The organism is Cupriavidus sp. GW823-FHT06D04 (assembly GCF_058795055.1).
In genome coordinates, this window is record NZ_JBXAHL010000047.1 from 1 (window position 1) to 13,087 (window position 13,087).

At 62.4% G+C, this 13,087-nt stretch carries 12 protein-coding genes and 1 pseudogene; 8 read left to right on the forward strand and 5 right to left on the reverse strand.

Annotation, left to right across the window (positions count from 1 at the left end; genetic code table 11):
* The 3 genes and pseudogenes from AC1Q7H_RS34820 to AC1Q7H_RS34830 all read left to right on the forward strand — a co-directional run.
* Window positions 1-197: pseudogene (locus AC1Q7H_RS34820) on the forward strand (IS4 family transposase); the annotation flags it as partial.
* A gap of 504 nt (window positions 198-701) precedes the next feature.
* Window positions 702-2,009, forward strand: a complete 1,308-nt coding sequence (gene ltrA, locus AC1Q7H_RS34825) for a group II intron reverse transcriptase/maturase (RefSeq protein ID WP_492382270.1) — start codon at window positions 702-704, stop codon at window positions 2,007-2,009.
* Between the two features lie 277 nt (window positions 2,010-2,286).
* Window positions 2,287-2,550, forward strand: coding sequence for an IS4 family transposase (locus tag AC1Q7H_RS34830; RefSeq protein WP_249679004.1), 264 nt, complete (start codon window positions 2,287-2,289; stop codon window positions 2,548-2,550).
* 209 nt (window positions 2,551-2,759) lie between these two features.
* Here the strand turns inward: AC1Q7H_RS34830 and AC1Q7H_RS34835 are convergent, their stop codons facing one another.
* The 5 genes from AC1Q7H_RS34835 to AC1Q7H_RS34855 form a co-directional block, all read right to left on the reverse strand.
* Window positions 2,760-3,173: a putative toxin-antitoxin system toxin component, PIN family gene (locus AC1Q7H_RS34835; RefSeq protein WP_153956336.1), complete on the reverse strand. Its 414-nt coding sequence runs from the start codon at window positions 3,171-3,173 to the stop codon at window positions 2,760-2,762.
* On the reverse strand, window positions 3,173-3,445 hold the full coding sequence (locus tag AC1Q7H_RS34840; RefSeq protein WP_153956335.1) for a type II toxin-antitoxin system Phd/YefM family antitoxin: 273 nt from the start codon (window positions 3,443-3,445) through the stop codon (window positions 3,173-3,175). The genes AC1Q7H_RS34835 and AC1Q7H_RS34840 overlap by 1 nt, the downstream gene beginning before the upstream one ends.
* A gap of 1,195 nt (window positions 3,446-4,640) precedes the next feature.
* Window positions 4,641-5,048: a bactofilin family protein gene (locus AC1Q7H_RS34845; RefSeq protein WP_153956334.1), complete on the reverse strand. Its 408-nt coding sequence runs from the start codon at window positions 5,046-5,048 to the stop codon at window positions 4,641-4,643.
* Window positions 5,049-5,058: 10 nt separating this feature from the next.
* Entirely contained in the window at window positions 5,059-5,682 is a 624-nt protein-coding gene (locus AC1Q7H_RS34850; protein WP_153956333.1) for a hypothetical protein, read from the reverse strand.
* Between the two features lie 33 nt (window positions 5,683-5,715).
* The gene (locus tag AC1Q7H_RS34855; protein ID WP_153956332.1) at window positions 5,716-6,327 is read right to left on the reverse strand and encodes a hypothetical protein; all 612 of its coding nucleotides are present in this window, start codon (window positions 6,325-6,327) and stop codon (window positions 5,716-5,718) included.
* 635 nt (window positions 6,328-6,962) lie between these two features.
* Here AC1Q7H_RS34855 and AC1Q7H_RS34860 point away from each other — a divergent pair.
* The 5 genes from AC1Q7H_RS34860 to AC1Q7H_RS34880 all read left to right on the forward strand — a co-directional run bounded on the left by AC1Q7H_RS34860 (window position 6,963) and on the right by AC1Q7H_RS34880 (window position 13,082).
* Window positions 6,963-7,286 (forward strand): DUF7696 family protein, encoded by a 324-nt coding sequence (locus tag AC1Q7H_RS34860; RefSeq protein WP_420872268.1) that lies wholly within the window; start codon window positions 6,963-6,965, stop codon window positions 7,284-7,286.
* Window positions 7,235-8,521: a recombination directionality factor gene (locus tag AC1Q7H_RS34865; protein ID WP_153956331.1), complete on the forward strand. Its 1,287-nt coding sequence runs from the start codon at window positions 7,235-7,237 to the stop codon at window positions 8,519-8,521. The genes AC1Q7H_RS34860 and AC1Q7H_RS34865 overlap by 52 nt, the downstream gene beginning before the upstream one ends.
* 149 nt (window positions 8,522-8,670) lie before the next feature.
* Window positions 8,671-10,086 carry a metallophosphoesterase family protein gene (locus AC1Q7H_RS34870; RefSeq protein ID WP_492382271.1) on the forward strand — a complete coding sequence of 472 codons (1,416 nt, stop codon included), beginning with the start codon at window positions 8,671-8,673 and terminating at the stop codon, window positions 10,084-10,086.
* Window positions 10,087-10,251: 165 nt separating this feature from the next.
* The gene (locus AC1Q7H_RS34875; RefSeq protein WP_153956329.1) at window positions 10,252-10,770 is read left to right on the forward strand and encodes a hypothetical protein; all 519 of its coding nucleotides are present in this window, start codon (window positions 10,252-10,254) and stop codon (window positions 10,768-10,770) included.
* Window positions 10,758-13,082: an SMC family ATPase gene (locus AC1Q7H_RS34880; RefSeq protein ID WP_492382272.1), complete on the forward strand. Its 2,325-nt coding sequence runs from the start codon at window positions 10,758-10,760 to the stop codon at window positions 13,080-13,082. Before AC1Q7H_RS34875 ends, AC1Q7H_RS34880 begins: the two co-directional genes overlap by 13 nt.
* The last annotated feature ends 5 nt before the right edge of the window (window positions 13,083-13,087 follow it).

Here is a 13,087-nt window from a genome sequence, read left to right on the forward strand (position 1 = left end):
TGCAACCACCTCAGACGCGGGCTGGCTTGCCCGAGCAGAATGTCTTCGCTGTGCATGTCATCGAGGACGAACCGCCCGCCGGTATCGAGCCGCTCGAATGGATGCTACTCAGTTCGGTGCCCACGCACTCGCCTGAGCAGGCTCTTGAGCGGCTTCAGTGGTATGCGCGGCGCTGGACCATCGGTGTGTCCAGATAAGGACACGTTATCCAGTCGGTGAAAGTCCGACCGAGGCAAAAGACTCAGTCCTCGTAGCTAGGGAGGCGTCATGGCGCGAAAGCAAGATGACGGAGCCCTCCGACAGTATGCTCAGAAAGGAGTGTATGCAACGCACCAGGTTGCAACGTGCAGTGAACGCAGATGTAGCCTCGTCACACGAAAACCCGGTGGCTGAGACGGTCGATAACGCGCGAAAGCAGCAAGAGTTGTCCGAAACGAGTCCGATACGGCAACTCTCACCGGCGGGGTATCAGCGGCGACATGGTGTGAAGGATAACGTGGAAACTGGAGAAGCCCTCGGCACCCGGCGGAGAAATCCCGTCGAGGAGATGTCCGCTATAACCGCGAGTGGGAAATGCGGGCATAGGTGCCAGGGTGACGGATCGGGTCGTAGTACTGTCGATGGGCGTGCAGCAAAACGCGCCCGGAGGGAAGGGCCCGGACCGGTGAGTACTCCGTCCAACAAGGTGAGGCAGGGATGAAATGACAAAGGCATCCGGCAGTCTGCAGGAGCTGAGAAGGCGGATATATCGCAAGGCGAAGTCTGACAAGACCCATCGCTTCTGGGGACTCTTCGTGCATATTGCGAAGAGCGAAACCCTTGACGAGGCCTACCGTATCGCCAAGAGGAACGGCGGTGCACCGGGAATCGATGATCTGAGCTTTGAAGACATCGAGGCATCGGGACGCACTGTATTCCTTGCGGAGATTCAGGCAGACCTCAAAACAGGCAGGTATGAACCCAAGCCGAACCGCAGGGTAGAGATCCCGAAGAGCAACGGCAAGGTCCGCGTCCTCCAGGTTCCTTGCATCCGCGACCGCGTGGTGCAGGGGGCGCTGAAACTGATCCTCGAAGCGGTATTCGAGGCGGACTTCTGCCCGAACTCCTACGGGTTTCGACCGAAGCGGTCCCCACACCGCGCGCTGGCGGAAGTCAGACGCAGTGTGCTGCGGCGCATGTCGACGGTGGTTGACGTGGATTTGTCGCGCTACTTTGACACAATCCAACACTCAACCCTGTTGGGCAAGATCGCGAAGCGCATCCAGGATCCTCAGGTCATGCACTTGGTCAAGCAGGTTATCAAAGCAGCGGGCAAAGTTGGGGTACCGCAAGGTGGCCCATTCAGCCCTCTCGCTGCGAACATCTACTTGACTGAGATTGACTGGATGTTCGACGAGATTCGCCGCAAGACGGCACAGGGCCCTTACGAGGCAGTGAACTATCATCGGTTTGCTGACGACATCGTCATTACCGTCAGTGGCCACCACACGAAACGCGGCTGGGCAGAACGCGCCCTGTTGCGTCTGCGGGAACAGCTCGTGCCGCTTGGCGTCGAGTTGAACGTGGAGAAAACCACGGTGGTGGACACGCTGCACGGTGAAGCCTTTGGGTTCTTGGGGTTCGACCTACGTCGCGTGCGCAAACGAGCGGGGAACGGGCACTTCGTCCTGATGACCCCCAAGAAGAAGGCTCGTCAAGCCATCAAGGCGAAGATTCGCGACATCATCCGGCACGGAGGCTCGACTCCTGCCGTGAAGCTGATCGCGAGACTCAACGCTGCGGTGGCGGGATGGGTCAAGTACTTTCGGGTCGGCAACGCCAGTCGCGCCTTCAGTGAGGTGCGCGACTATCTGGAAATGAAGGTTCGAACTCTGCTAACGCGGCGCAAGCGACGCAATAAGAGGAGCGTCGGGTGGCGACGATGGAGTAACGAGTACCTCTACGGTGTCCTGGGATTGTACTGGGACTGGAAAACGCGCCCGCTGTCGGGTGCGGAGGAGTTCGCGTGAAAGTGGCCGCCATACCGACAGGACCCATAACCCTTGCGATGAATCTCACTGGGTGAGCCGCTTGAGGGAAAACTTCACGAGTGGTTCTTATGGGGAGGGGCTGGAAACGGGCCGGGTTCGCCGAGCACCGCGCCAGTCCTTTACCCGACAGACCTGGCACCGTGTGCTCAAGAGTGGCTGCCGTATCGAGGCCCGCCAATTCGGTACACTGGAACGCTTCGTGCGGGCCACCTCCCTGTTTGCCGTAATCGCCTGGCGCATTCTGTACACGACTCTAGTGGCTCGCCTTGATGGCGAGTTGCCCTGCGAGGTAGTCCTTCAGCCCATCGAATGGCAGGCTCTGTATTGCCGCGTACACCGAACCACCCGGCCACCGGACAAAGTGCCATCGCTGAATCAGGCAGTACTGTGGATCGCCACGCTGGGTGGCTACCTGAATCGCCGCAGTGATCCTCCGCCCGGCGCCACGGTTATCTGGCGAGGCTTCTTCGTCCTCCATGAGATTACCGAAATGTTCCGCATCTTCAGTTCAGGTCCATAGGATGTGGGTAAAGCTCAGGCCTTCAGGCAGGGGAGATGGATGTCAAGCTGAACAGCAATGAGATACAGAAGTGGGGGGCAATATCGCGTTATCGCGCGGCGGCGCTTTCCCATGACGTGTGGTTGGTGCAGCTGTCCGGTTGGGGCGTACTTAACCCGATGCCAAGCCGATTGCTTTTCCAATCAAGACGCGTATTGCCGTGCAATTAATCAAATCCCATGGCGTGCCCAGAAATCCGTGGGCGTCACGATGGGATAGCGATCCGCCAGCGCCAACAGGTCCTTGTCGCCCGTGACCAGGTATTGGGCCTTTGCCGCCAGCAGCGTCAACAATATAGGCTGATCGGCAGGGTCGCGCAGCGCCTTGTCTGGCGTGCCGCTCGGCTCGACTATCTCAGCCAGGAACATGAGGCTGTCGGCCAGGTCGCGTATTTCCGTCGCGGTCATCTGGACTCTGGGCAAGCGTGGTAGCACCCGGATCATCTCATCCAGGATGTAACGCGATAGCACCACGTCCAAACCGCCTTGCCGCCAAGCGGCGATGATGCGTCCCGGCACACTGCCCGGATAGGCCAGACCCGATACGAGGACATTGGTATCGAGCACAACGCGCAATCCAGGCATCAGCGCTGTTTCCGCACCGCCGTCACTGCGGCGTCGATCTCGGCTAGGCCTTCGTCGGCCGGCACGCCGGCATAGGCTTCGCTGATGCGATTGTTCAGGGCGTCGAAACGCTCCTGCATACGCCGGATGCGGGCGAACAGTTCAGCATCGACTAGGGCCGCGACTGGCTTTCCATCTTTGTTGATGACGATGCTGTCGTGGCGATACTGCACCTGGTTGAGCATTTCGCCTAGGTTTTGCCGAAAGTTCACGGCACTGACTTCGGTAATCATCACCCCCCCCATGATCATATTGATTGATATGGTCATTATCATGGAATTTAAGCATGGTGTCTACCGACAATGATCTTCCCATGGCAATCCGGCCGCCGTCCCGCAGCGGTCTTGGCGACCGGCTCCCCTTGTCTCGTTGCCCAAAGGTTTGAGAGGGGAGCCGGCGGCGTCGCAGGCGCCATCGTGGCGTGGCAGTAGGAACCGCTCGAACACAACAGGCAGCGCACGTCGGTCCCGCATTTCGCCACGCTGTACGAGGCTGCGGTCCCTGCAGGGTCTTTGCGAGCGCGTGACGGGCAGGCCGATAGCAGTGGCCTCGCGAACCTCTCATCACGCAGCCAAGAGCGACATCATCGCCCAGGCCGCCGCGGATGCCGGCCCCGAACTGCTCATCTCGCATCCCCACATCGTTTGAACCACCCCGGGACGCCGGGGTATTTTTTTGCCCGGCGCATCTCATAAATGTGCTCAAGACTGCATGCAGGCAGCCGAAATAGGCAAGACCGGGAGTGCCCACTAACAAATAGCGCCTCGGAAGGGGAGCAACAAGCGACGAGGAGCGCGATGCATTCAGAGCAACAGGGACTAGCAGTTGATACAGAACGACAATGAGATACAGAAATGGGGGGCGATATCGCGTTATCGCGCGGCGGCGCTATACGAGCAGTGGTGTCAGGCCTTCAAGGCTCGTCAGACCGCGCTTTCGTATGACGAGTGGTTGGAGCAGCTGTCCGGTTGGGGCGTACCTAACCCGATGCCGCGCTCCCTGGTGTTCGAGAGCGAAGACCTTCGCTTTACGCTGACTCATGGTTGGCGTTATGAAATCAGCCATCGGCCTCGCGGAGCCCGCGAATTTGAGTGTCTGATACATGATTGCCAGTTATTCATAGCCATGGCTTCGCGAACGAGGAAACGTGGGCCCTGGGTCTCCCCGATTGGACTACTCAGCCAGACAGACTTGCGGAGGATCGTCCTGGTCGGCCTGTCAGAGCAGGGAGGGCGACAGACCTGGGCTCCGGAAGACACCCGCATTGAGCGTCGGTCCGGTTGGTAGAACATCGAAGCGAGAGAGCCAAACAGGGGACAACGGCCGTCCGGCAATGGGGACTTGCCGGGGAAAGCTAACACTATTCTGCCGTGTTTTACGGAATGGCCGTCCAACCGGTTGGACTGACACGCATGCGGCGAGGTCCCGTCAGGCAGGCTCCAGTCTGTCTTCAGGCTGGGCGGGCGAGGTGGGGACACTCGGCTCGGACGACAGTGCTGCTGGCTCCGGCAGAGCGGCACGGGTGACCTTACCCTCCAGAACCGCGTTCAGGCCCAGGCGGATTGACCCCGCGTAGACAATGTCGCCCTTCACCCGCCCGTTGATCACGAGCGATTCACGGGCGGCGACTCCGCCCTCCACGGTGCCTTCGACGAGCACATGCTCGCCTTCAGCCCGTCCGCGCACGACGGCGCCGGCGGCCACATGTAGGAGCCCGCGGGTCACGGTCATATTTCCTTCGATCAAGCCGCCACAGGAAACGCCGTGGTCCGCGACGACGTCCCCATGGATGCAGATGCCATAGTTGAGCACGCTGATTGAGATCGGCTGGTCCATGTGAGTCCTTTCAGAAAAGCTTGATGTCGCCAGCGTGCTGGGCTGCCGGCTTCTGCGCGGGGCTTCGGTTCGGCGCGCCGGGTGTCGCCTTGACATTGACTGGGGGCGTCGTCACGGCCGCCGGGCGGCGAGCGGGCGATTGCGCTGTGCCCGGCGACGCAGAGGCCGGTTGCGGCTGAACCGAGCGTGGCTCATCCGGCCGCTCGGCAAACCGTGGAGTGGCCGGAGCCAGGGAATCCACAGTCAGGTTGGCAGTCGGTGTACTGGATGGGGCCGGTGACTGCGTGACTGGGATGGCCGCTTCCGGCGTCGCGGCCAATGCCGGCGTGGCCGCAGCCATCTGACCAGCGGTGACCACCGAGGCGTCCTGTTGGTCATTCGCCGTCGCGCCGCGGTGCGTCCTGGATGCGACGGACATGCCGATGGCTGCCGCCACACCAAGTCCCCCCAACACCAGCAGAAGGTTGCGGCCTCTGCCTGCGAGCGCCTTCCATTGCGTGGGAGCAGCCGTGGCCGCCTCGCTCGGCGATGGCAGAGACAGCGGAATGCCCAGGCCCACGCTGGCTGGCATATCAATCGTCAGGGGCTGGCGGATGTACTGCGCGTGCAGTTGCTGGATCTCAAGTAAATCCATAGTGTCGTCCCTCAGAGCGTTATGGAATGCGGCCTATCGGCCGGGTGCGTTCAGTCGGGAGCCGTCTTCGGCGAACTGGTCGTTGTCCGGCATGCAGGTCGCGTGGATCAGCGATAGGCGTCGCGAAGCATGCTCGATCGCGTTGCTTCGATCGGTTGACGAGATCGAGCCCGCCGCCATGGCGAACAGCGAAGACGTGAATATCCGGTCGTGCTGGTTCAGCAGTCGCACCAGTCGACCTGCGAGGGGGTGTTTGATCTCAATGTCTTGTCGGTCGGTTACCAGCGGAAGATCAAGGCTGGGCCGGTGTTCCAGCCAACCCAGGGCCTTGGCAAAGCCATTTTCCGCTTCGCGAAACACGGAATCCAGCGCGCGGAGCTTGCCGCCTCGCGCGACGGTGAACTTGGCCGCGCAGAAATTAAAGTCCCGCGCGACGAAGTCCCGGACGAAGGTGGAACAGTAGATGACGACGGCGCGGGAGTCCGTCTCAGGCACGATCTTCGCGAGGCGGCCATCGCTGCCAAGGCGCAGAATCGGGCGCAAGCCGGCGGCTTTGCGGCGCGCTGCGTCGTCGTTGTCGTTGCTGTTGTTGTAGCTGTTCTCGTCCGGACCCGGGACGCTTTCATCATTGTCGGGCGTGGCCATATCCATTTCGACGTTTACTCTCTCGCCGCAAATTGTCAGCCAGGACCGCCCGGCTGCTGACCGCAAAAGCTATACGAAATTCGCAAGCTTTCCGGGGTATACGGATTGCGGCGTCGATGCATAATCCAATCACACCTCGCGTCTCCGACGCATCGATTCGACTCCACCGCGAGTCCACTGCATTTCTCAAGTCGTGCCCTGGTGCATGCGCCGACCGGTTGGCTACCGGTGTGGACATTCCATTGTGATGAGCAACTTCGCCGTTTGCTCCCCATCCATCATCCGTAATACGCGTCCTGCATCAGTGCTGCTTCGGCATGCGCTGTGGACACCGTTCGAGCTCGGGACCATGTGGCGTCTCTCTCTCTTGGCCCCTCCTGGGCAGAACGGCCGTCGTCGGCTGATCCGTGATCCTGCGGTGAACCTCGAGTTCTAAATGGGTTGAAGTGCAGCGTGACCCTGCTGCACGAGGACGACTTTACGTCCTCATAGAGCATGCGCATTGGCGCACAGCTCCCTGTTTGCCACGCCCCCGGAAGGGGCGTGGCAACGGGTTTTTCTGCGAACAAGCTCGCTTCCGCATTGCCGGAGCGGGCTTTTTTTGTTTGTAGGAACCCTCGACACAGGAGCTGAGCATGCTGTCTGCCATCGATCAAAATTCCGAGATTCGTGCCGCGATTGGGGCCACCCTTGCCCGCCGAAGGGCCGACTATGTCGGCCTGCCCAATGCGTGGCGCAATTTGTGTGAGGCCGCCCATGTGGCCTGTCTAGCGGAGCCCGCTCAAGCGGCGTTCCTTTCCCAAGTAACGACCCAGCGCGGGGCCGACACAGCCCTGCGCCTTCGGGAGCATGCTGCCTCCATCCGCGTCGCCGTCGTTCAAGTCCTTGAACGCAGGAGAAGCGCACCATGCAACGAGCCATTGGCTACACTGACTCCGGGCCCCCCCGCAGTCTCATAGAGGAACGGCCCGCGCGGCCGCCCATCATTGGCAAGATCCGCCCCGGTATCAAGGTTCTCACCAAGGTCGCCAAGGCCAACTCGGAGGTGGTCAAGATCCACGACGCCATGCTCGCTCTCGGCGAATCTTTCGAGGCGATCGGCAACGAGATCGAGCGCAAGACCAAGCTGCGCAACGCGCTGGTGCCCAAGAACACCGGCTGGTTCACCTGCCGTGGTTCGGACTTCGCCAACCCGGCCACCGCCGACGAAATCCTTCAGAAGTACGGCGAGGATCGCGGCGATGGCCTGAAGCTGTGGCGCTTCCCGGTTGTCTTCGCCTTCGACGACTGGATGGCGAACCTGCCCAACCAGTTGAAGGCGTGGAACGCACGGGGCCTGCAGTACTTCTCGGAGTACGGCGCGGATGGCAAACGGTACTGCAAGATGTACGCGGCGCCGGAAGTCGACCAACGCGCGCAGCGCGCCAAGCGCCTGTTTGGCGGCCGCACCATCATCTTGCGCCAGGACGACGCCATTCCGGATGGCGTCTGCGACCCGCATCACTGCCCGCAGTACCAGGAGCGCAAGTGCAACCTGAGCGCGAATTTCATATTTGCGATTCCGGAGATTAGAGGCCTCGGCTTGATCGAGCTGCCGACCAATTCCATCTACGTACTGCAGAAGGCCTATGCCGCGATGCAGACGGTAGCGTTGGCGCGCGGCGGTCGCCTGGCGGGCCTCCATTTCTGGATATCCAAGAAGGCGGTCGAGATCACTCGCATCGGAGAGGACGGCCTGCCCATGCGGCAGGAACAGATGCTCACGATGCTGGATGCCGAGATCGATCTGGGCGCACTGCTGGATGGCGCGGACCAGACGCCCCCGGCACTGGAAGCCGCCGGCCAGGCTGTCTCGCTGTTGGAAGGGCCTTCGTCCGATGTTGGCGCGCCAACGCCGCTGCCGGCGATTGACGAGCCGGACGCGACGCCAATTCCTACGCCAATAGAGCACTCGGAGGATCCCGAGGACCGCGAAAGCAAACTCGCCGACCTTGCTGCTCGCTTGGGCATGTCGAACGGGCAGGAGCGGGTGGATTTGCTCACCTTCGCTCGTCTCACATACGGCCCCTGCTGGACCAAGCGGCCCAACGATGTTGACGGCATGATCGGCGAGATGCAAGCCGCGCTGGCCAACCCGTTGGCCTTCCGTGAGCAAGTGCGCGCCCGCGTGCGCGAAGCCACCCTGCCGGTCTGATGGCGCTGCAAGGTGTATGGCACACCGCGTGCCGTTCACCTCGTCGCTCCTCTTCTGCCTAATAACCATTTCATCTGTGGCCCACGCGAGGCCACTCTTTCCCTTGCGCGCCGTTCCGGCGCATTTCCCTTCTCTTGGAGAATCACATCATGCTCAATCCCAGTGCGAGCCTGCTGTTGGCTCACTTTTCTGACCTACATTACTCGACCGGGAATCTGGCCGAGGCGGACCGCTGCTTCGGCTTTGCCGTCGAACATGCGGTCGCCGCGGGCAGCCGGGTTGGGGTCGTCTCCGGCGACTCGACTGACCATCGACTGGACGCCCACACGCCGGCGCTGCGCGTGCTGGCCGAGCGTATCCGTGAGCTCTCCGATCACATGCCGGTGGTGATGCTGCAGGGCACGTTCTCGCACGAGCCGCCCGGCACGCTGGATCTGTTTCGCCTCGTTGGCAACCGCTATCCGGTCTATATCGCCGACCGCATCCACCAGGTCGCGCTGCACGAAGGCGGTTTCACCCCGTCGGTAGGTGCGCTCTTCACGCCGATGGAGATCGAGGCGCTGCTGGCCGATGGCATGCCGGACGTGGTCTTCACCTGCGTGCCGACGGTGAACAAGGCGATGCTCGCCGTTGCCTTCGGGACATCCGATGCGGCGACTGCGGTAGGGGACCATCTGGCCGCCTATCTGCACGCCGCGGGTACCGTGAACCGCTCGCTGCGCGCGCGTTGCATCCGCACGATGGGTATCTCACACGGTACTGTCAACGGTTGCCAGACGGAGCACGGCGTGCCGATGGCCGGATTCGATCATGAATTCACCATTGGAGCGCTGTTCGACGCCGAATGCGACGGCTTCATGCTCGGCCATATCCACCGCGCCCAGCAATGGGATCGTGAGGGGCGGCTGGTCGCCTATCCGGGCTCGATCGGGCGCTTCCACTATGGCGAAATCGGTGACAAGACCTATCTGCAATGGCGCGTCGCGCCAGGGCAGGCAGAGACAACACCGGTGGTGACGCCGGCGCGCGAGACGCTGTGCATCGACTTCGACGGGCCGCCCGACATGGCGCAGCTCGCTCGCGTCGCAGCTGAAGCGGCCGACAAGTTCGTGCGTATCCGCTGGGTCGTGGACGAGGAGCACCGCCAGATAGTCGATCGCGACGCCATAGGCGCCCTGTTTGCCGGTGCGGCCGAGATCAAGCTCGAGGGGAGGGTGTTGCCAGCCGTGCGCAGCCGTGCCGAGGGCATCAGCCGTGCCGCCAGCCTGTCGGAGAAGATCACGCGCTGGGGCGAGTTGACGCAAGTCGACACCAATCCATTGCTCGATCGTCTGTCGATGCTCGAGCACGCGGAGCCGCAGGCCATCGCGGACCTGGTGCTGCAGGAGCTGGAAAGGTTGGGCGAGTCCCCACGGGTTGAGGTTGCAGCCGGGCCGCAGAAGCACGTGGAACCGGTTGTGGCAGTCATGCTGGCACCAACGCCACCCGTCATGCTGAAACCCGGTGAAGCGCCCACGGCGATGGACTGGCTCTCCGAAGACTTGTTTGCGGAAGTTGCCGCCTAACCCTTGAACCTGGCCGAAAGCCATGTTCCGAGAGCCCTCCGGGGCTGTCGAAACATCGTTTTACCCCGCGTCCCCAGGACGCATCGACTGTTGTTTCATCCCTCTGACCCCTGACGGGTGCTTCCCGTCCGGGAATGCACTCCGTCTTCCCTGGAGTGCGCCACGATGATGCTTTACCCTGCTGGTCCGGATTGGGCCCATACCTTTGAAACCACCATCCCCGCGTCCGAACTAGCTGCCCGCCTGACGGATGCGCACGGCTTTACCCGCAGCACCTTGTTCCAGCCGTTCGGGGCGGGGCGCGGCGCGGTGATCGCGCAACGCAACCATTTACTGATCATGGCAGTGCATGCCACCGGCGACAAGTACTGGTACGAAGTGACGCCGTCGCTGGAAATGCAGAACCTGATCTGGTCGTTCTCCCATGGCTACGCCAGCCAGTGGAGCGCGCTGGAACTCAAGGCACTATGCGGCTGCACGGCATGGCCAGACGTGATCGCGCTGGCCCGCCAGCAGTTCGCGGCCGCCGTGCGCTCCATGGAGCGTGCGCTGACCGGGTTGCCCGAGCAGGACGCGCGGCTGGCAGTACCGGACATGCCCATGTATTCGGGTGATGTGATGGAGCTGCCCGCCGACTACCTGACTACCATGGCTGGTGAGGAGGTGGTCGAATGCGCCCACTGAAACTGACTCTTTCTGGCTTTCTTGGCGTGCGCGATGGCATGCGCCGTGACAAGGTGACGCTGGACCTGACGCACCTGCCACCCGGCCTGATTGCACTGGTTGGCCCTAACGGCGCGGGTAAGACCACGCTGATGGACAACCTGCACCCGTATCCGATCATGCCGAGCCATGCCTCGAAAATGTCCGCGGATGCATTTTCCTACTGGGATCACCTCTATGGCACCCGTGGGGAAAAGGATCTGGAATGGGAGCACGCCGGCAAGCAGTACCGTTCGGCGTTTGCATTCCGCAATCCGGGCAAAAGCCGCAAGGCTGAGTACTACCTGTTCGAGAAGGGCGCCGCTGGTGATTGGGTGCCGGTTCAAGTTTCCGACGGTACGCTGTCGGACGGCAAGGCCGATACCTATAACCGCTGCATCGAGGCGGTGCTCGGCTCCCCTGAGGCGTTCTTTACCAGCGTGTTTTCCGCGCAAAACCGCCGCCCGATCGCCAGCTACCAAGCCAGCGAGATCAAGAAGTTGCTGGCAGAGTTGCTAGGCATCGACCACCTGCGTGACATTTCGGCCAAGGCCGGTGAGGTGGCAAAGGGGCTGGGCCGGCATCTGGACGCCCTGCAGCGCGACCTGGTTGGCTTGTCCGCCCAGCGTGAACGGGCCGGGCAGTTGACCCGGGAAATCGGTCTGACTGACGAGGCGCTGGCCGCCGCGCGGCGAGATCGCGATGCGGAAACGGCCAACGGCGCGAAGCTCCTCCAGGAGCGGGCGACGCTGGCCGCGAAGCAAAGTGCAAGCGCCACGACCGAAGCGCGTCTGCGTGAGCTCAGGCAGCGGGAGACCGAACTGGGCACGCGTCGACGCCAACTGGAGGCCGATCATCGTGCGGCCGTTACCCGTACCGTCACACGGCGCCGGGAGCTGGAGCAGCTGGTGGCCAGTCGCAAAATGACCCTGGCCGAAGGGCCGGCAATTCTGGCAGCCGCCGAGCAGCGCGACGCCTTGCAGATGGTCATTGGCCAGAGGCAAGGTGAGCTTGTCACGCTGCAGCAAGCCGTGACTGCGTTGGAAGCACAGCGTGCCCAGCATGCGGCGCTCTCCACCGAGTTGCAGGGGCTGGAAGCCCGCGGAAAGGCGGCGGCGCAGTTTGCCGGCTCGCTCAAGGCCCAGGCCGACGTCATCGACACCGTGCCTTGCCGGGCCGATCCCATGCACAACACCTGCCCCTTGCTCGCGCAAGCGCGCGAGGCCAAAGGCAAGCTGGCGGAGCAGGTCATCGCTGTGCGGGATCTGCGCGCGAGCTACCAGGCGAAGCAGCTGGCGATGCAGCCGATGGCCGAGGCGCTGGCAGGGTTGCCCAGTCAACGCGCGGCACTGTCGGCTCTGCAGGCGGCGCTGACGCATGACCACCAGGAATTGCAGCGCCTCACCGCGCTTGCAGCCCGAAAGCCCATGCTTGACGTGGCTCAGGAAGGCCTCGCACAGGCCGAACGTGATGTCGTCGCTCTGACCGAGGAGGAAGCGGCCACCAGTGCGCGTCATGCGCGGGAAGTCGCCGAAACGGACGGCCAGTCGTCTGCCGTGCAGCGTGAGCTGTCGGGGCTGGCCACCGAAGACGTGACCGGCATGCTGTCTACCTTGGACCTTCGCATCCGCCAAAGCCGAGAGGCGGTGGTGGCGCTGGATGCCCGGATCGAGGCATTGATCCGGCAGCAAACCAGCCTGCTGACTGAGTACGAGCGCGTCGAGACGGTGCTGGCCGGCCAGCCTGCAGTACAGGGCAAGGCTGACCGGCTCTCCGACGAGATCGCGCAGTGGAAGCTGCTGGCCAAGGCATTGGGCAACGACGGCGTCATCGCGTTGTCCATTGATGACGCAGGGCCTGCGCTCACGCGGATCGTCAATGACCTGCTGCTCGCCTGCTATGGCCCCCGATTCACCATCGCGATTCAGACACAGACAACGCTGGCCAACGGCGACAAGCGTGAGGGTTTTGAGATCGAGGTGCACGATGCCGAAAGCGACAGTGCCAAGAACTTCGCCGTCATGTCTGGCGGGCAGAAGATCTGGATCAACGAGTGCCTGACCCGTGGGATTGCGCTCTACCGAGCGCAGGACTCCGGACAGTCGCTGCAGACCTTGTTCACCGACGAAGCCGACGGTCCGTTGGATCCGGAGCGCAAGCGTGCCTTCATGCGCATGAAGCGCGAGGTGCTGCGCCAGGGTGGGTATGAGCGGGAGTTCTTTATCTCGCACACGCCTGACCTGGTCGACGAAGCCGATGGCGTCATCGACGTCGCAGCGCTTGCCGCTATGTAACCAAC

Bases quoted from the DNA above. Each gene is read 5' to 3' on its own strand.
- AC1Q7H_RS34845 (WP_153956334.1), bottom strand. From the start codon at position 5,048: ATGGACCAGCCGATCTCAATCAGCGTGCTCAACTATGGCATCTGCATC.
- AC1Q7H_RS34855 (WP_153956332.1), bottom strand. From the start codon at position 6,327: ATGGCCACGCCCGACAATGATGAAAGCGTCCCGGGTCCGGACGAGAAC.
- ltrA (WP_492382270.1), top strand. From the start codon at position 702: ATGACAAAGGCATCCGGCAGTCTGCAGGAGCTGAGAAGGCGGATATAT.
- AC1Q7H_RS34865 (WP_153956331.1), top strand. From the start codon at position 7,235: ATGCAACGAGCCATTGGCTACACTGACTCCGGGCCCCCCCGCAGTCTC.
- AC1Q7H_RS34880 (WP_492382272.1), top strand. From the start codon at position 10,758: ATGCGCCCACTGAAACTGACTCTTTCTGGCTTTCTTGGCGTGCGCGAT.
- AC1Q7H_RS34850 (WP_153956333.1), bottom strand. From the start codon at position 5,682: ATGGATTTACTTGAGATCCAGCAACTGCACGCGCAGTACATCCGCCAG.
- AC1Q7H_RS34835 (WP_153956336.1), bottom strand. From the start codon at position 3,173: ATGCCTGGATTGCGCGTTGTGCTCGATACCAATGTCCTCGTATCGGGT.
- AC1Q7H_RS34875 (WP_153956329.1), top strand. From the start codon at position 10,252: ATGATGCTTTACCCTGCTGGTCCGGATTGGGCCCATACCTTTGAAACC.
- AC1Q7H_RS34870 (WP_492382271.1), top strand. From the start codon at position 8,671: ATGCTCAATCCCAGTGCGAGCCTGCTGTTGGCTCACTTTTCTGACCTA.
- AC1Q7H_RS34860 (WP_420872268.1), top strand. From the start codon at position 6,963: ATGCTGTCTGCCATCGATCAAAATTCCGAGATTCGTGCCGCGATTGGG.
- AC1Q7H_RS34840 (WP_153956335.1), bottom strand. From the start codon at position 3,445: ATGATTACCGAAGTCAGTGCCGTGAACTTTCGGCAAAACCTAGGCGAA.